At 37.8% G+C, this 17,525-nt stretch carries 16 protein-coding genes; 9 read left to right on the top strand and 7 right to left on the bottom strand.

What is annotated here, in order from left to right:
* Nucleotides 1-6: 6 nt before the first annotated feature.
* Nucleotides 7-3,222, top strand: a complete 3,216-nt coding sequence (locus tag GYM74_RS08310; protein ID WP_220217763.1) for an efflux RND transporter permease subunit — start codon at nucleotides 7-9, stop codon at nucleotides 3,220-3,222.
* A 300-nt stretch (nucleotides 3,223-3,522) separates the two neighbouring features.
* Here GYM74_RS08310 and ruvC read toward each other — a convergent pair whose 3' ends face one another.
* Together ruvC and GYM74_RS08300 are read right to left on the bottom strand one after the other, a co-directional pair.
* Complete coding sequence (gene ruvC / locus GYM74_RS08305) at nucleotides 3,523-4,011, bottom strand: crossover junction endodeoxyribonuclease RuvC (protein WP_220217762.1); 489 nt, start codon at nucleotides 4,009-4,011, stop codon at nucleotides 3,523-3,525.
* Nucleotides 4,011-4,754, bottom strand: a complete 744-nt coding sequence (locus GYM74_RS08300; protein ID WP_220217761.1) for a YebC/PmpR family DNA-binding transcriptional regulator — start codon at nucleotides 4,752-4,754, stop codon at nucleotides 4,011-4,013. The genes ruvC and GYM74_RS08300 overlap by 1 nt, the downstream gene beginning before the upstream one ends.
* Before the next feature lie 368 nt (nucleotides 4,755-5,122).
* Here GYM74_RS08300 and rbsD point away from each other — a divergent pair, with 368 nt between their 5' ends.
* Genes rbsD through rbsR form a run of 6 tightly spaced genes read left to right on the top strand, consistent with a single transcriptional unit; the run spans nucleotide 5,123 to nucleotide 10,945 of the window.
* Nucleotides 5,123-5,542: a D-ribose pyranase gene (gene rbsD, locus GYM74_RS08295; protein ID WP_220217760.1), complete on the top strand. Its 420-nt coding sequence runs from the start codon at nucleotides 5,123-5,125 to the stop codon at nucleotides 5,540-5,542.
* A gap of 31 nt (nucleotides 5,543-5,573) precedes the next feature.
* Complete coding sequence (gene rbsA / locus GYM74_RS08290) at nucleotides 5,574-7,076, top strand: ribose ABC transporter ATP-binding protein RbsA (protein WP_220217759.1); 1,503 nt, start codon at nucleotides 5,574-5,576, stop codon at nucleotides 7,074-7,076.
* A complete protein-coding gene (rbsC, locus tag GYM74_RS08285; RefSeq protein ID WP_220217758.1) occupies nucleotides 7,076-8,026 on the top strand; it encodes a ribose ABC transporter permease in 951 nt (316 codons plus the stop codon). Before rbsA ends, rbsC begins: the two co-directional genes overlap by 1 nt.
* Before the next feature lie 36 nt (nucleotides 8,027-8,062).
* Complete coding sequence (rbsB, locus tag GYM74_RS08280) at nucleotides 8,063-8,959, top strand: ribose ABC transporter substrate-binding protein RbsB (protein WP_220217757.1); 897 nt, start codon at nucleotides 8,063-8,065, stop codon at nucleotides 8,957-8,959.
* Nucleotides 8,960-9,005: 46 nt separating this feature from the next.
* Nucleotides 9,006-9,935, top strand: a complete 930-nt coding sequence (gene rbsK / locus GYM74_RS08275; RefSeq protein ID WP_220217756.1) for a ribokinase — start codon at nucleotides 9,006-9,008, stop codon at nucleotides 9,933-9,935.
* Between the two features lie 26 nt (nucleotides 9,936-9,961).
* Complete coding sequence (gene rbsR, locus GYM74_RS08270) at nucleotides 9,962-10,945, top strand: ribose operon transcriptional repressor RbsR (RefSeq protein WP_220217755.1); 984 nt, start codon at nucleotides 9,962-9,964, stop codon at nucleotides 10,943-10,945.
* 123 nt (nucleotides 10,946-11,068) lie between these two features.
* Here rbsR and fis read toward each other — a convergent pair whose 3' ends face one another.
* From fis to GYM74_RS08245, 5 genes are read right to left on the bottom strand one after another with little or no spacing between them, the layout of a single operon-like run.
* Complete coding sequence (gene fis / locus GYM74_RS08265; protein WP_034883623.1) at nucleotides 11,069-11,365, bottom strand: DNA-binding transcriptional regulator Fis; 297 nt, start codon at nucleotides 11,363-11,365, stop codon at nucleotides 11,069-11,071.
* Between the two features lie 7 nt (nucleotides 11,366-11,372).
* Nucleotides 11,373-12,380 (bottom strand): tRNA dihydrouridine synthase DusB, encoded by a 1,008-nt coding sequence (gene dusB, locus GYM74_RS08260; RefSeq protein ID WP_220217754.1) that lies wholly within the window; start codon nucleotides 12,378-12,380, stop codon nucleotides 11,373-11,375.
* A 36-nt stretch (nucleotides 12,381-12,416) separates the two neighbouring features.
* Entirely contained in the window at nucleotides 12,417-13,283 is an 867-nt protein-coding gene (prmA, locus tag GYM74_RS08255) for a 50S ribosomal protein L11 methyltransferase (protein WP_220217753.1), read from the bottom strand.
* Nucleotides 13,258-14,709 carry a sodium/pantothenate symporter gene (gene panF, locus GYM74_RS08250; protein ID WP_220217752.1) on the bottom strand — a complete coding sequence of 484 codons (1,452 nt, stop codon included), beginning with the start codon at nucleotides 14,707-14,709 and terminating at the stop codon, nucleotides 13,258-13,260. Before panF ends, prmA begins: the two co-directional genes overlap by 26 nt.
* 7 nt (nucleotides 14,710-14,716) lie before the next feature.
* Nucleotides 14,717-14,953, bottom strand: coding sequence for a YhdT family protein (locus GYM74_RS08245; RefSeq protein ID WP_220217751.1), 237 nt, complete (start codon nucleotides 14,951-14,953; stop codon nucleotides 14,717-14,719).
* A gap of 177 nt (nucleotides 14,954-15,130) precedes the next feature.
* On the opposite strand from GYM74_RS08245, the gene ilvC reads away from it, so the two are divergent.
* The gene (gene ilvC, locus GYM74_RS08240) at nucleotides 15,131-16,609 is read left to right on the top strand and encodes a ketol-acid reductoisomerase (RefSeq protein ID WP_220217750.1); all 1,479 of its coding nucleotides are present in this window, start codon (nucleotides 15,131-15,133) and stop codon (nucleotides 16,607-16,609) included.
* 295 nt (nucleotides 16,610-16,904) lie between these two features.
* Nucleotides 16,905-17,486 (top strand): cell division protein ZapC, encoded by a 582-nt coding sequence (locus tag GYM74_RS08235; protein ID WP_220217749.1) that lies wholly within the window; start codon nucleotides 16,905-16,907, stop codon nucleotides 17,484-17,486.
* Nucleotides 17,487-17,525: the final 39 nt, after the last annotated feature.

The raw sequence follows: 17,525 nt of genomic DNA, 5'->3' as shown, positions 1-17,525 counted from the left end.
TTAATTATGGCTAAGTTTTTTATTGATAGACCTGTTTTTGCATGGGTAATTGCTATCATGATGATGCTCGGCGGCGCTTTATGTATAAAGCTGTTAGCTGTTGAACAATATCCCGATATCGCACCACCAGCTGTTACTGTCTCTGCTGTATATCCGGGCGCTGATGCTCAAACAATTGAAAATACCGTTACTCAGTTAATTGAACAGAATTTAACGGGATTAGATAATTTAATTTATATGAAATCAACCAGTAGTGCTCAAGGGGTTGTGCAAACTACCCTTACTTTTGCGCCTGGTACTAGCCCTGACTTTGCGCAGGTGCAAGTGTTAAATAAAGTTGAAAGTATTAAATCACGGCTACCTGAAAGTGTGCAGAAAAATGGTGTGTCAGTTGCTAAAAATAATACTAACTTCCTAAAAGTTATCGGTTTTTATTCAACCAACCCACAAAAAACACAAGCAGATATCGCAGACTTTGTTTATTCAACCGTACAAGATCCTATACGACGGGTACAAGGTGTAGGTGATACCCAGTTATTTGGCTCTGAATATGCGATGCGTATTTGGCTTGATCCGAATAAATTGACCTATTTTAATTTATCAATTGAAGAGATCACTGCGGCCATTCAAGCGCAAAATGCGCAAGTAACAGCAGGTCAGCTAGGTGCTTTACCGGCAACTGACGGTCAAGAACTTAATGCTACTATTACAGCTCAATCACGGTTAAAAACACCTGAACAGTTCCAAAACATTCTTGTTCGTGTTAATACTGATGGCTCGAATGTGTTGTTAAAAGATGTGGCAAAAGTTGAAATCGGTGCTGCTGATTATAATTTTATTTCTCGTTATGACGGTAAACCGTCTGCTGGTTTAGGTATCTATTTAGCAACAGGTGCGAACCAATTAGATACTTCCGAACAAGTTGATAAGAAAATTGAAGAATTATCGAAAATTTTCCCTGAAGATATTAAATTTGCTTATCCGTACGATACAACACCTTTTGTTAAGTTATCTATCAGTAACGTAATCCATACATTAATCGAAGCAATAGTTCTCGTTGTTATTGTAATGTATGTATTTTTGCAAAACCTTCGCTCAACGCTGATACCGACAATTACTGTACCGGTTGTGTTGTTAGGTACTTTCGCAATCTTGTATATTTGTGGATTTACCATAAATACTTTATCCATGTTCGCCATGGTGTTGGCAATCGGTCTATTGGTCGATGATGCTATCGTCGTTATCGAAAACGTTGAACGTATTATGCATGATGAGGGACTTTCTCCTTATGCAGCAACGGTTAAATCAATGGAACAGATTACGTCTGCTTTAGTCGGGATAGCGGTCGTATTATCTGCGGTATTTGTGCCAATGGCATTTTATGGTGGTGCTGCTGGGGGAATTTACCGTCAGTTCTCAATTACCATTGTAACGTCAATGTCGTTATCTGTTTTAATGGCAATTGTGTTAACGCCAGCGCTTTGTGCTCAAATCTTAAAAGCGCCAAATAAAAGTAAGAATAAAAAAGCGACATTCGGTGAAAAATTATCAAATATCCCGCCATTTAGTTGGTGTGCACTTGCCACTAAATGGTTTTTTGAGCGTTTCAACCGAGTTTATAGTTTCAGCCTGCACTATTATGAAAAAGGCGTAATTAAATTCATTCGTTTCCCGCTGGTATCGTTTGTTTGTTATATTTTAATTATTGTAGGTTTATTCTTCGGATTTAATCGATTACCTACAGGATTTTTACCTAACGAAGACCAAGGTGTATTGATTGTCATGGTTGAATTACCACCGGGGTCAACATTAGAACAGACAATGGGCGTTTTGAATAAAACATCTAAATTCTATATGGAACAAAAAGCCGATTCAGTGAAAGAAATATTTACCGTTGCGGGCTTTAGTATGGTTGGTCGTGGCCAAAATATGGGACTCGGATTTGTTCGATTAAAAGACTGGGATGAGCGTAAACGTCCGGATCAAAAAGTTGATGCTTTAGTTGGAAGTGGTTGGCAATTTGCCTCTACCATTACTGAAGGGCGTGTAATTGTAGCAAATCTACCTGCGGTACCGTCTTTAGGTATGGCAAATGGTTTTTCTTATATGCTAAAAGATTCAGCTGGACTAGGTCATGATGCTTTAATGGGAGCTTTTTACCAAATATTAGGGCAAGCGTCTCATAATCCTCAACTACAGCAAGTCCGTCCGGGCAGTATGTTAGATGTGCCACAATACAAAATTAACGTTGATTTTGAAACAGCGCAGGCGCTTGGTGTTTCAGTAGGTAGTGTTAATACCGTATTATCAACGGCTTTAGGTTCAGCTTATATCGATGACTTTGTTTATAACAACCGAGTTAAAAAAGTCTACTTACAATCAGATGCACCTTATCGTATGCTGCCAGATGACTTTAGTTATTGGCATGTTAAAAATCAAAAAGGTGAAATGGTTCCTTATGATGCATTTGCAACAACCTCGAAAAGCTATGGTTCACCTTCATTAGTTCGCTATGACGGTGTGGCAGCAATGGGCATCAGTGGATCAGCAGCGCCGGGCTTAAGTTCTGGTCAAGCAATGGCAATTATGGAAGAGTTATCTCAACAGTTACCAAAAGGCTTCTCTTTCGACTGGACTGATATCTCTTATCAAGAGCGTCAAACCGGTTCACAAACCACGACTCTTTACATTATTTCTATTATTGTGGTGTTCTTGTCATTAGCCGCATTATATGAAAGTTGGACAGTACCAATCTCAATATTATTTGTTATACCATTAGGTATCTTAGGTACAGTATTTGCAACGATGTTTAGAGGACTTGATAATGATATTTACTTCATCGTTGGTCTATTAACAACCATGGGGTTATCGGCTAAAAATGCAATATTGATCGTAGAATTTGCTAAAGATGCATTAGAAAAAGAAGGGAAATCGCTTATCGATGCAACTCTTGAAGCATGTCGGTTACGTTTGCGACCAATTTTAATGACTTCTTTCGCCTTTATTTTAGGTGTATTACCATTAGCATTAAACACCGGAGCCGGTTCGGCAAGCCAAAATGCGGTTGGTACCGGGGTAATTGGTGGTATGTTAACGGCAACATTCTTAGCAATATTCTATGTTCCGTTATTCTTCTTGTTTATTACCAAACTATTTACTAAACATAAAAATAAGGTGGTATTACCAAGTAACCTATCAAAATCAGCAGATAAAAGTAATTAATCAATAAATGCATTCCCAGCTTAAAGTAGGGAGTGCATTTAACAAGTTAATTGTGATTTTATTTTTATTAATCTAATTGAAAAGCACCAATAATATTGGTGCTTTTTTTATTTCATTTTTTTTAGTAATCAAATAAATTGAAAATAAGTTATAGCCATAAAGTCTAAGCTCAACAAATTGTATGCGTAAATGGTAGAGTATGTAAAATAAGCGTTGATTTGAATAACAAGAAAAAGATCTAGTATTGTTGTGATGAGATAAATTGAAAATCACCAGCGTTAAATGTTAAATAATAAGGCATTACTTGAGTGATTTTATTAAGTGTTGTCCCATATGCGCATGAGTGATGGCTATTGCTAAAGCATCGGCCGCATCTGCTTGCGGGCTAGCGGGTAGTTTTAGTAATAATTTGACCATATGTTGTACTTGCTTTTTATCGGCAGCGCCGGTGCCAACCACACTTTGTTTGACTAAACGAGCCGCATATTCAAAAACCGGTAAATCATGATTTACCGCAGCGACAATCGCTGAGCCTCTTGCTTGTCCTAACTTTAAAGCCGAGTCTGCATTGCGAGCCATAAAAACTTGCTCGATTGCAAACATATCCGGTTGGAATTGAAGGATAATTTCGCTTACACCCGCATAAACGCGTTTTAAGCGAGTAGGTAAGTCATCGACAGCAGTACGAATACAGCCACTGCCAAGATAAGTTAATTGTCGTCCCGTTTGACGGATTACACCGTAACCGGTCAAACGAGAGCCGGGATCGATGCCAAGAATAATGGCCATTAGAGCGTAGCTGCAACCTCGTCAGATACTTCACCATTATGATACACTTCTTGAACATCATCACAATCTTCAAGCATATCAATTAAGCGAAGTAATTTAGGCGCAGAGTCGACATCAAGATCTACTTTAGTCGCTGGAATCATTGATACTTCTGCCGATTCAGCTACTAATCCTGCTGCATCTAACGCATCTTTTACTTCACCAAAAGATTCAGGTGTTGTAAATACATCAATTGCACCATCATCATAAGTTACAACATCATCAGCACCAGCTTCAAGCGCTGCGTCCATAACTTGATCTTCATCAGTACCACTAGGATAAGAAATTACCCCTTTTTTAGTAAATAGATAAGATACTGAACCGTCAGTTCCAAGATTGCCACCTGTTTTAGTAAATGCATGACGCACTTCTGATACTGTGCGATTACGGTTGTCACTTAAACATTCAACCATAACAGCTGTACCCGCTGGGCCATAACCTTCATAAATAATGGTTTCCATGTTGGTGTCATCTTCACCACCTACACCACGAGCAACAGCACGATTCATCGTGTCACGTGTCATATTATTTGAAAGTGCTTTGTCCATTGCGGCACGTAAGCGAGGGTTAGACGCTGGATCGCCACCACCGATTTTGGCTGCGGTTACAAGTTCACGAATAATTTTTGTAAAGATTTTACCGCGCTTAGCATCTTGTGCCGCTTTGCGGTGTTTGGTATTGGCCCATTTACTATGACCTGCCATAAAATTCTCCAGATTAAAATATTTAAAAATCGCTACATTTTAACAAACTTTTGTCTAAAATTCATTATCATTATGTTCATTCCTTTTTAACAGTCAAACATAGAACTATTTTTAATCAAAATTTAATTAAAAACGCGATATTTTGGTGGGATAACAATTAAATAGCCGATGCTAATTATTAGTTTACCCTCATAACTAAACCTATTTTATCGTGTTTATTCATGATTTTTTCTATAACTGAATCCATTCAGATTGATCCAGATCACAAGTTTGAATTTTTTACTATTGCCATAAACAATTTTTACAAGGATGATGTGTTATCGAAACGTTTCGATAGCAACTAAACGGATTATTTAAAGGATTATATTATGCATAAAGGGCAATTATTTAACTCAGAAATTGTTCAGGCTCTTTCCAAAATGGGGCATACCGATCAAATAGCCATTGGTGATGCGGGTTTACCCATTCCTAACGCAGTTCAACGAATTGATTTAGCATTGACCTATGGTATACCAACGTTTATGCAAGTTTTCGAATCATTATCAAAAGAGATGCAAATTGAAAAAGTCATTTTGGCGCAGGAAGTTATTGCCCAAAACCCAACTATTCATAACAAAATATTAAAGCAACTAAAAAAGATCAAACAGACTCAACAAAGCAGTGTTGAGATCGTTTATGTCTCACATGAAGAGCTAAAACAACAAACTCATCATTGTAAAGCGGTTATTAGAACAGGTGAATGCACCCCCTACGCTAATATAGTTTTACAATCAGGTGTAATTTTTTAATTTTAAATAGTCAAACATTGATGAGTGCGTTATGAACGACAACCTATTAGAGCTTACCAATATTCATAAATCTTTTCCGGGCGTTAAAGCATTATCTGGGGCGAGCTTAACTGTTAAAGCCGGTCAGGTTATGGCTTTGATTGGTGAAAATGGTGCGGGTAAGTCAACACTGATGAAAGTGTTAACAGGAATATATAAAAAAGATGCTGGTGACATTATCTATTTAGGCAAAGCAACTAATTTTAATGGACCAAAATCGTCACAAGAAGCCGGAATCGGTATTATTCATCAAGAACTCAACTTAATACCGGAACTCACCATTGCTGAGAATATATTTCTAGGGCGAGAATTTACCAATAAATTTGGTTGTATTGACTGGAACAAAACCTACGCCCAAGCCGATAAATTATTAGCGGAGCTACATCTAAAATATGATAGTCGACGTTTGATAAGTGATTTATCTATTGGTGAACAACAAATGGTTGAAATAGCCAAAGTGCTAAGCTTCAATTCTAAAGTTATTATCATGGATGAACCGACTGATGCCTTAACGGATACTGAAACGGCATCGCTATTTGAAGTCATCAGAAAATTAAAACAGCAAAATTGCGGTGTAGTCTATATTTCGCATCGGCTACAAGAGATTTTTGAAATTTGTGATGCAGTAACGGTGTTACGTGACGGCCAATTTATTGGCGAAAAAAAGGTGAGTGAATTAACTGAAGATACCTTAATTGAGATGATGGTTGGGCGAAAACTTCAAGATCAGTATCCTCGAATCGATATTCAACGTGGAAAAGAGACACTATCCGTTAAAAACTTAATCGGTAATGGTGTAAATGATGTCAGTTTTTCGCTGCATGAAGGTGAAATACTCGGTATTTCCGGACTTATGGGCGCCGGGCGAACAGAGTTAATGAAAATGATTTATGGCGCTAATCCGGCAAAATCGGGAACGATTGTTTTAAATGGTAAAACAATTAAGACTCAAACACCTAAAGACGGATTAAATCATGGGATTGTCTATATATCAGAAGATCGTAAAAAAGATGGATTAATCTTAGGTATGTCGGTGAAGGACAATATGTCACTTAATGCTTTAAGCTATTTTGTTAACCCCTTTAAAAAACTGCGATTGATAGATGAACAACAAGCGGTAGATGATTTTGTTGGCTTATTTAACATCAAAACCCCGTCAACTAATCAAATCATCGGCTTTTTATCCGGTGGTAATCAGCAGAAAGTTGCCATTGCTAAAGGGCTAATGACCCGTCCAAGTATATTAATTCTCGATGAACCAACTCGTGGGGTAGATGTTGGCGCCAAAAAAGAGATATACCAACTGATTAACCAATTTAAACAACAAGGATTAAGTGTCATTTTGGTTTCATCTGATATGCCCGAAGTGCTCGGTATGAGCGATCGTATATTAGTAATCTACGAAGGAAAAGTAACAGGTGACTTTTCAATAAGTGATGCAACACAAGAAAAACTTATGGCAGCTGCCGTTGGAAAAAATATAGGAGAGAACTGATGCTGCAAAATAAAACGCTCAAGAATTTTTTAGTTGAGCAAAAGTCATTAATTACTTTACTAGTGCTAATTGCGATTGTGTCGTGTTTAAGTGATAACTTTTTTACCTTAAACAATTTTTTTAATATTTTACAACAGACATCAATCAACGCCATTATTGCAGTTGGAATGACATTAGTTATCTTAACCTCAGGTATTGATTTGGCGGTCGGGTCAATTTTTGCTTTAGCCGGCGCTTTAACCGCTTCGATGATTAGTTCGGATATTTCACCCTTTATAGCTATCTCAGCATCATTAATTATCAGTGCGCTATTAGGTGCTTTTTCTGGTGTGATTATTGCTAAAGGGAAATTACAAGCCTTTATTGCTACATTAGTCATGATGCTTATTTTACGAGGCGTAACACAGGTTTATACCAAAGGAAGCCCAATCTCTACCGGCACCAATGATAATTCAGAAATATTTGAATCTATTGCCTTTGGTCGCATTTTTGGTATTCCTGTGCCAATATTGATAATGGCATTAGTATTTATTGCGGCATGGTATTTACTCAAATATACCCGTTTAGGTCGTTACATATATGCATTGGGCGGCAATGAGGCGGCAACACGGTTATCTGGCATTAATGTTGATCGTGTGAAAATTATTGTCTATGCGCTTAGTGGATTATTGTGTGCACTAGCAAGTACTATTGAAGTATCCAGACTCTCTTCGGCTCAGCCTACTGCTGGTACTGGTTATGAAATGGATGCTATTGCTGCTGTCGTACTTGGTGGGACAAGTATGTCAGGTGGACGAGGTAAAATTTTCGGTACATTAATTGGGGCACTCATATTAGGTTTCTTAAATAATGGACTAAATATGTTAGGCGTCGATGCTTACTATCAAATGATTGTAAAAGGCGTGGTTATTTTATTAGCGGTTTTGGTGGATAAAAAAACCAATAAGTAGTTGTGTTAAAAAAGAAGTAAATTTTAGGAGAATGTGATGAGTTTAAGAAAGATTTTGGCGACCGTTGTCGGCGTGGCTATGAGCTTTAGTTTAGTTTCTCAAGTATGGGCTAAAGAAAATATAGCATTGATTGTTTCAACACTTAATAATCCGTTTTTTGTTACCTTAAAAGAGGGTGCCGTTCAAAAAGCGAATGAATTAGGTTATGATTTAGTCGTGTTAAATTCGCAAAATAATCCGGCAAAAGAGCTGGCAAATGTAGAAGATACCCTAGTTAAAGGCACCAAATTAATCTTAATCAATCCTACCGATTCTGAGGCGGTTGGTAATGCTGTTCTTGCTGCAAATAAAGCCGGAATACCCGTTATCACGCTTGATCGTACGGCAAGTAAAGGCGAAGTTGTTAGTCACATTGCGTCTGATAATGTCGCTGGTGGTAAAATGGCGGGTAATTTTATCTTTGAAAAGTTAGGCGCTAGTGCAAAAGTGATTCAACTACAAGGCATTGTAGGCACTTCAGCATCACGTGAAAGAGGGGAAGGATTCACTCAATCAATCCAAGAAAACAACCTGACTTTGTTAACAGCGCAACCGGCAGATTTTGATCGTGCTAAAGGGATGAATGTCATGCAAAATCTATTAACAGCTTATCCGAATGTTCAAGCGGTGTTTGCTGAAAATGATGAAATGGCTTTAGGAGCGATGCGTGCTATTCAAACCGCCGGAAGAAACGATATTTTAGTTGTTGGCTTTGACGGCACCGAAGACGGTATTAAGTCAGTTTCACGTGGCAAACTCGGTGCGACGGTGGCTCAACAGCCGAACGAGATAGGGGCTATGGGCATTGAAATTGCTGATAAAGTGATAAAAGGCGAAAAAGTAGCAACTCAAGTTCCGGTTGAACTCAGACTTGTTACTCATATAAATGATTAAAAGGCAAATTAATGTGTCCTTTGGTTATAGCATTAGGAAAATACGAATGAAGGGTAAAAAATTAATTGTTTTAGGTAGTGTTAACGTTGACCATATCTTAAATGTACCTGCATTTCCACAACCGGGTGAAACTTTATCTGGTTCAAACTACCAAATATCATTTGGTGGTAAAGGGGCGAATCAAGCGGTAGCAGCAGGGCGCTTGGGAGCAAACATTCAGTTTATTGCCGCGGTCGGTAATGACCAATTAGGTAAGCAGATTAAACAGCAGTTACAAGAGGATAATATTGAGACTTGTTCGGTTTCAACTATTAATGGTGAAAATACCGGTGTTGCTTTAATATTAGTTAATCAACAAGGTGAAAACCAAATAGCGATTTATGCTGGTGCTAATTCTGCGGTAACGCCAGAATATTTACTTGAATTTAAAGATGATATCATTCATGCTGATGCGATTTTAATGCAACTTGAAACACCTTTAGCTACCATTAAACAAGCCGCTAAACTAGCTAGGGCGCATAACACGCAAGTGATTTTAAATCCGGCTCCGGCACAAAAATTATCTGATGATCTGCTTAAGCACATCGATATTATTACGCCAAATGAAACTGAAGCTGAACATTTAACCGGTATTAAAATTGTGACTGAGCAAGATGCTCATCAAGCGGCCAATATATTGCATGATAAGGGCGTTACTACCGTTATTATTACGTTAGGTAGCAAAGGGGCTTGGGTCAGTTCATCTGGTGTTGGTGAATTAGTCGCAGGCTTTAAGGTTGATGCAGTCGATACCATTGGTGCCGGCGACACATTTAATGGCATGCTTGTGACCGCACTTTTAGACGGCAAGCGTTTAAATGAAGCAGTTATATCTGCCCATGCTGCTGCGGCATTATCTGTCACTAAACCTGGAGCACAAACATCCGTTCCAACCCGTAAACAGGTAGATGAGTTTCTTCAATTACAAGGTAAATAACTGATGAGAATAAAAAATTGGCAACAATGAAAGATATCGCAAAACTTGCGAAAGTATCAACATCAACTGTCTCTCATGTTATCAATAACGATCGCTATGTAAGCCCGGCTGTTCGGGAAAAAGTTGAACAGGCTATCGCACAGTTAAATTACACGCCATGTGCGATAGCTCGCAGTTTGAAAAGCAATAAAACGTATACTATTGGTATGTTAGTGACCAGTAGTAATAACCCATTTTATTCCGAAGTAGTACAAGGCGTTGAACGAAGTTGCTATGAACTGGGTTACAACTTGATATTATGCCACACAGAGGGCGATCATCAACGTATGCTCGATAACATAGAACATTTACTGCAAAAGCGGGTTGATGGTCTATTGGCGATGTGTACGGAAACCCACTCAATTCCACAGCAGATATTTGCACGTTATCCGAAACTCGCTATGGTTATGATGGACTGGACGCCTTTTAGTGGTATTTGCGATACCATTCAAGACAACTCTTTTTATGGTGCAACTCTTGCTACCGAGTTTTTAATATCAAAGCAATATCAACGCATTGCTTGTATCACTGGCCCTTTGAATAATACCCAAGCTCAGTCACGGTTGCAAGGTTACCGAAAAGCGATGCACGACGCTAACTTAGCTGTTTTGGCGGGGTATGAAGCTCAAGGGGATTTTCAGTTTGCTTCGGGCATTGTTGCGATGCAAAGCTTGTTAGATCTTGCCACTCGCCCGCAGGCGGTATTTTGTTGTAATGATGCAATGGCAATCGGGGCTTATCAAACACTTTATCGTAATGGTTTGGTGGCGGGTAAAGATATTGCCATTATTGGCTATGATGATATTGAAATCGCCCAATACATGACACCGCCATTAACAACCATTCATCAACCTAAAGAAGAGCTTGGACAATTAGCGGTTGAAACCTTATTAAACCGGCTACATAACCCTACCGAACTTCCGCATAAACTGACATTGACGCCAACTTTAATCTTGCGTTCATCGGTTTGATATTTATTTTCCAATATTGAGCCATAGAATGATTAAGGCTCATAAATAATAAGTGACAAAAAAAGCGCCTTTTGACAGACGCTTTTAATTCATAATTTAATTTCAATATGCTAAAAGTATCGACTAACTCATACCATATTGTTTTAATTTTTTACGTAAAGTACCACGGTTGATACCAAGCATATTGGCAGCTCGGGTTTGATTGCCACGTGTGTATTGCATAACCATATCAAGGAATGGGTGTTCAACTTCCGCTAGCACTAATTCATATAGATCAGTAGGATCTTCACCATTTAATTGAGATAAATAGTTTTTCAAAGCTTGTTTTACTGAATCTCGCAAAGGTTTTTGTGTTATTTGGTCTTGAGAGTTTACAGTTGTAAATTTAAGTGCTGCAGCTGTAACGCGTTGTTCTGACATAGTATTTTTAACTCTTTTGTTTGTTTCTAATTTGACTAAAAAATGCTTTTAGTGTAGCTACTTGCTCACTTGTATTGCTAAGTACACTAAATAAGCGCCTGAATTGATCGCTATCAGCATAATTCTTGGTATACCAATTTACATGCTTTCTGGCAATCCGTAATCCTTTGTATTCTCCGTAAAACTGATAAAGATCTTCAAGATGTGTTAATACAATCTGTTCTACTTCTTCAATCGTTTTATCTTTTTGTAACTGTCCATGTGTTAAATAGAATGCAATTTCTTCAAATATCCAAGGTCGCCCCTGTGCCGCTCGGCCGATCATTATAGCATCAGCTTGCGTATATTTAAAAACTTCTTTTGCTTGTTCGGGAGTACAAATATCACCATTAGCAATGACAGGAATCGTTACATTTTCTTTCACTGCTTTAATAGATTCATATTCTGCCACTCCATTGAACAAACAAGCACGTGTTCTGCCATGAATAGTAATAGCCTTTACGCCACAATCCTGGGCAATTTGTGCGATTTCAATGCAATTTCTATGATTTTTATCCCATCCAGTCCGAGTTTTTAAAGTTACTGGTACATCGACTGCACCAACAACTTTTTGCAAAATCGTTTTAATTAGTGCCGGATTCTGCATTAACGCAGAACCTGCTAATTTTTTATTTACTTTTTTAGCCGGGCACCCCATATTGATATCAATAAGTTGTGCGCCATGTTTGACATTAAATTCTGCTGCTCTTGCCATTTCGTCAGGATCTGAACCGACAATTTGAACAGCCCGTATCCCAACATCATCCGATGAAATCATGCGTAATGAAGATTTATCTGTATGCCAAACATCAGAATTTGCCAAAAACATTTCTGACACGGTCATGCCAGCACCAAATCGATAACACAAATTACGAAATGGTCTATCGCTGACTCCGGCCATTGGTGCGGCAATTAAATTATTCTTTAATGTCACATCACCAATACTTAGCAAATTAAAGCGGGCTATATTACGCATTTTTTTTCGAAGATAAAAGGGGATAATGTCAAATTTTTACTTTTTTTTACCAGTTATTCGGCACCACTCTTCTTGTTCAACAATCGGATCAAGTTCAAAGTGGGCTTGATAGTGGTCATAAACGCTTTGGGATTGTGATTCTAAAATACCAGATAAACCTAAATTTCCGCTTGATTTCACAAGCTTGCTAATATTTGGCTCCAATTCCTTGAGCGGTCCAGCTAAGATGTTAGCAACAACGACATCAGCTTGTAAATTGTCGGGTATATCTTTAGCTAAATAGAGCTCCAATTGCTCACTGACATTATTGCGCATTGCATTGTCACGGCTTGCTTGTATTGCTTGTGGATCAATGTCAATACCAATTACCCGTTTGGCGCCTAATTTGAGCGCTGCAATTGCTAAAATACCAGATCCACAGCCATAATCAATCACTATTTTATCGGTCAGATCTAAACTATCTAGCCAAGTTAAACATAACGCCGTAGTTGGATGTGTGCCGGTGCCAAAAGCTAAGCCGGGATCAAGCATGACATTTACGGCATTAACATCGGGCACTTCACGCCAACTAGGGCAAATCCATAAACGCTTGCCAAATTGCATTGGATGAAAGTTATCCATCCATTCACGTTCCCAATCTTTATCCTCTAGCTGTTCAATTTTATAGGAAAATTGCGCTAGATTTAACATTGCTTTTAACTCTTCAATATCTGTTTGCGCATCATATAAACCAACGACATCGGTATTTCCCCAAAGTTTGGTTTCACCGGGTAGCGGCTCAAATACCGGGGTATCATAAGTATCTTGAAACGTGACAGATACAGCCCCTGATTCTTCCAATTGTTCGCTAATGCTTTCTGCTAAGTCGTTTGTAGTATTAATTCTCAGTTGAATCCAAGGCATAATTTTTTCCTGTGTTACCAAACTTGTTGGCAATAATAAAGGTTATCAATCCAATTATTAAAGATGGCACAATTGGATGAAAAGAGTAAATTTTAATATCATAAGCGGCAAGTAGCGTATAACTTATCGCACCGGCAAACATTGAGCAAAGTGCACCGGTTGCGTTGGCTTTTTTCCAATACAGTCCTAAAACTAAAGGCCATAAAAATACGGCTTCAAGCCCACCAAACGCTAATAAATTTAGCCATATTATCATTTCTGGCGGTTTCCAAGCTGCTAAAATCAGTAGCCCGCCAAAAATAAATGTAATTGCAATTGAGATGCGAGTTAGCACCTTATCACTACAGTTGGTATTTGGTTTAATACTTAAAAACAGATCTTTAATAATAACAGAAGATATTTGCAATAGTTGTGCATTAATAGTCGACATGATTGCTGCAAGCGGTGCAGCCAAAAAGATCCCTGCCGCAAGAGGCGGTAACACGTTGATGATCAATGTCGGTACAATTTGATCCGGAATGGTTAAATCACTAATAATTGCCCGCCCAAGCGCACCGGATAGATGCATGGTTAACATAATAATAGTGACCACAATTGTGCCGATAATAATACCTTGATGCACTGCTTTGCTATCTTTATATGCCATACAACGCACAGCGGTATGCGGTAAGCCAACTACACCAAAACAGACTAATACCCAAAACGAGGTCATAAAAGGGAAGTCCATAAAATTATTTGGACCTTTCGGCGTTAATAAGGCTGGGTCAATTTCATATAAACGCTCAACAATAGCGGTGATACCGCCGCCAGCATAGATGATGGCTATCAACAGTAAAATAGCGCCAATAATCATCACTAAACCTTGAAAAGCATCGTTTAAGATACTGGCTCTAAATCCACCAAACGCCGTATAAATGACCGTACCTATGCCGAAAATTAATAATCCAATATCGTAGGGGATCCCAACTGAGGATTGAAGTAAGCGAGCTCCGCCGACAAATTGCACAGTCATTGCGCCAACAAATGCAACCACGAGTGTAATACTTGCAAACCAAACAATCATTTTGCTTTTATAATGGGCATAGAGCATGTCACTTAACGTAATGGCATTATATTTACGCGCTAAAATAGCAAATTTTTTGCCCAATATACCAAGCGAAAGCAAGACCGTTGGTACTTGAATCATGGATAAAAGCACCCAGCCAAGACCATATTTATAAGCCGCACCAGGGCCACCTATAAATGAACTGGCACTGATATAAGTGGCCGCTAGCGTCATGGCTAGCAAAAAACCGCCCATGGTTCGGTTACCAATAAAATAATCGGTAAATTGATTAACTTTTTTCCTTTTTGTGTAAGCATAAATTGAAAGTGCAAATACAAAAATAAGATAGATAACCAGAGGAAGAATAATATCTAAATGCATTGTTTAATCACTTAGTTTGTTCCAGAGAGATATTTTTAAATTGAGATTTTACAATAATAAAGCACAATAAAATAAAACCAACAGGTGCCAATATACACGATAATTCAAACCATAATGGCAGACCTAATAAGCCCATTTTATCCTTAACGCAGTAAGCGCCAACACTCCATGCAATAAGATAGAAAATAGTTAATAGCAATGAAAGTTTTGCTTCTTTATTTGCTTGCTTATAACGTGTATCCATATTTAAGTTTTGGCCTATTCATTTTGGGTGGCTTAGAGTAAAAGAAAGTATTTAACTTAGCAAGTATATTGCAACTTATGCAACATAATATTCTAAATATATCAATTTTCGCAATTATAAATTTACTATATAGTGTAAAAAAATCGATTACCTGTTATTCAACTCATGGAGAGTATAATGTCAAACTATTTTAATACTTTAAATTTACGTGAAAAATTAGATCAATTAGGTCAATGCCGTTTTATGGCTCGTGATGAATTTGCATCAGAAGCTGATTTTTTAAAAGGCAAAAAAATTGTTATTGTTGGTTGTGGTGCGCAAGGTCTGAATCAAGGGCTTAACATGCGTGATTCGGGATTAGACATCTCTTATGCTTTACGCAAAGAAGCAATTGCTGAAAAACGAGCATCTTGGAAAAAAGCGACCGAGAATGGTTTTAAAGTTGGCAGTTATGAAGAGTTAATCCCAACAGCTGATCTGGTTATCAATTTAACACCGGATAAACAGCATTCAGCTGTGGTACAAGCGGTACAACCACTTATGAAACAAGGTGCCGCATTAGGCTATTCGCATGGTTTTAATATTGTCGAAGTGGGCGAAAAAATTCGTTCTGATATTACGGTTGTTATGGTGGCACCAAAATGTCCGGGAACTGAAGTCCGTGAAGAGTATAAACGTGGCTTTGGCGTACCAACTTTGATCGCTGTGCATCCGGAAAATGATCCAAAAGGTGAAGGTTTAGCGATCGCCAAAGCTTGGGCTGCGGCAACCGGTGGGCATCGTGCTGGTGTTTTACAATCTTCTTTTGTTGCTGAAGTTAAATCAGATCTAATGGGTGAACAAACCATACTTTGTGGAATGTTGCAAACCGGATCTTTACTTTGCTTTGATAAGCTTGTTGCTGAAGGTGTTGATCCAGCTTATGCATGTAAATTATTACAATTTGGCTGGGAAACAATAACTGAAGCATTAAAACAAGGTGGCATCACGCTAATGATGGATCGTTTATCTAATCCTGCTAAGTTACGTGCCAATGTTTTGGCTAAAGAATTAAAAATTGTAATGACCGATCTTTATCGTAAACATATGGATGATATTATTTCAGGCGAATTTTCATCAACTATGATGAAAGACTGGGCTAATGATGATGCAAATCTATTAAAATGGCGTAAAGAAACTGGGGAAACCGCATTTGAAAAAGCCGCTGAATATCAAGGTAAAATTGATGAACAAGCTTATTTTGATCAAGGTGTTGTTATGGTCGCAATGGTTAAGGCTGGTGTAGAACTTGCTTTTGAAACTATGCTTGAATCCGGTATCTTACCAGAATCGGCTTATTATGAATCATTACATGAATTACCATTGATCGCAAATACCATTGCCCGTAAACGTTTATACGAAATGAATGTGGTAATCTCAGACACTGCTGAATATGGTAACTACCTATTTTCAAATGCAGCCGTGCCGTTATTGAAAGAAAAATTCATGCCACTTTTACAAGCTGGTGATTTAGGTAAAGCGATCCCGGAAGGCAGCGTAGATAATGCCTTATTACGTGATGTTAATGATGAGATCCGCAACCATCCAATTGAGATCATCGGGCGCAAATTACGTAGCTATATGACTGATATGAAACGTATTAATGTTGCAAGTTAATTAATTTACTTTTCACTGTATAAGGCGCTTAATGGCGCCTTTTTTAATGTCTAAAAATGCTTGTCAAGAACTTTCAGAAAATATAGGTGTTTAAGTATAAAAAAGAATGATCTAAGTTGGATCCAAGATCCAATTTTAGATCCAACTTAGATCATTTGGATCCTGTTAAAATTTAATTAAAACTTTTATAAATTAAATAATTAAAAATTTTTTATTTTAATTTTATATTTATTTTTTTTAATATTTATGTTATCTTTTGCCTAATTTTAATGCAACTTAACAGGGAAACATGTCAATGAAAATGACTTTTCGACCAACAGATAGTTGGCGTTGGTTTTTTGATAGCGAATATGATAGCTTGATGCTTGAAGTTTCGTCTGATATGTTATTCCGTTCATGCTATTCCAGTAAAATGTTGATACCCGACGTTTTTACTGAATTTTCGTTTTCGGTAGGTGATGCTACGGCTTATTATCTATTTTATGATAGTTGCCAATCTTTAGCTTTAAGTGACTCTCAAAAAATTGAATTATCAATCAATGCAATCGTAGCTTCAAATTTTTTAAAACCACAAATGCCTAAGAGTTGGTATTTTTCTCAGCAACCTATGCTGTATAATCCGAAAGTTGCTGATATTGTTGAAGTAAACTTGCAAGAATCAGGTCAGCGAGTATGTTTATTGGTTGTTGAAGCTGGTGAAAGCGCATCGCTTTGCATTATAGCGCAACCTACGTTCATTGCTATGAACAAAACCTTCTATTTTTCAGAAGCAATTAAGGTGATGAATGATAGATTAGCTTTAGCTAAGTCATTCATAAAAACAGAAAACGCCATAGCTTTGGATGATGAGCAGTTTAAATTAAAAGCTATTTCTTAATTAACTTAGTTTAAAATGGGTAGTTTACTACCCATTACC

The organism is Gilliamella sp. ESL0405 (assembly GCF_019469205.1).
GTDB lineage: Bacteria > Pseudomonadota > Gammaproteobacteria > Enterobacterales > Orbaceae > Gilliamella.
Note: the sequence above shows the minus strand (reverse complement) of the source record. Positions and strands in the feature narration are given on the sequence as shown.

Excerpts from the sequence above, each read along its gene's own strand:
- GYM74_RS08310 (WP_220217763.1), top strand. The coding sequence starts at position 7 with ATGGCTAAGTTTTTTATTGATAGACCTGTTTTTGCATGGGTAATTGCT.
- prmA (WP_220217753.1), bottom strand. The coding sequence starts at position 13,283 with ATGCCTTGGATTCAACTGAGAATTAATACTACAAACGACTTAGCAGAA.
- dusB (WP_220217754.1), bottom strand. The coding sequence starts at position 12,380 with ATGCGTAATATAGCCCGCTTTAATTTGCTAAGTATTGGTGATGTGACA.
- rbsB (WP_220217757.1), top strand. The coding sequence starts at position 8,063 with ATGAGTTTAAGAAAGATTTTGGCGACCGTTGTCGGCGTGGCTATGAGC.
- GYM74_RS08245 (WP_220217751.1), bottom strand. The coding sequence starts at position 14,953 with ATGGATACACGTTATAAGCAAGCAAATAAAGAAGCAAAACTTTCATTG.
- rbsD (WP_220217760.1), top strand. The coding sequence starts at position 5,123 with ATGCATAAAGGGCAATTATTTAACTCAGAAATTGTTCAGGCTCTTTCC.
- ruvC (WP_220217762.1), bottom strand. The coding sequence starts at position 4,011 with ATGGCCATTATTCTTGGCATCGATCCCGGCTCTCGTTTGACCGGTTAC.
- GYM74_RS08235 (WP_220217749.1), top strand. The coding sequence starts at position 16,905 with ATGAAAATGACTTTTCGACCAACAGATAGTTGGCGTTGGTTTTTTGAT.
- rbsK (WP_220217756.1), top strand. The coding sequence starts at position 9,006 with ATGAAGGGTAAAAAATTAATTGTTTTAGGTAGTGTTAACGTTGACCAT.
- panF (WP_220217752.1), bottom strand. The coding sequence starts at position 14,709 with ATGCATTTAGATATTATTCTTCCTCTGGTTATCTATCTTATTTTTGTA.
- ilvC (WP_220217750.1), top strand. The coding sequence starts at position 15,131 with ATGTCAAACTATTTTAATACTTTAAATTTACGTGAAAAATTAGATCAA.
- GYM74_RS08300 (WP_220217761.1), bottom strand. The coding sequence starts at position 4,754 with ATGGCAGGTCATAGTAAATGGGCCAATACCAAACACCGCAAAGCGGCA.
- rbsC (WP_220217758.1), top strand. The coding sequence starts at position 7,076 with ATGCTGCAAAATAAAACGCTCAAGAATTTTTTAGTTGAGCAAAAGTCA.
- fis (WP_034883623.1), bottom strand. The coding sequence starts at position 11,365 with ATGTCAGAACAACGCGTTACAGCTGCAGCACTTAAATTTACAACTGTA.
- rbsR (WP_220217755.1), top strand. The coding sequence starts at position 9,962 with ATGAAAGATATCGCAAAACTTGCGAAAGTATCAACATCAACTGTCTCT.
- rbsA (WP_220217759.1), top strand. The coding sequence starts at position 5,574 with ATGAACGACAACCTATTAGAGCTTACCAATATTCATAAATCTTTTCCG.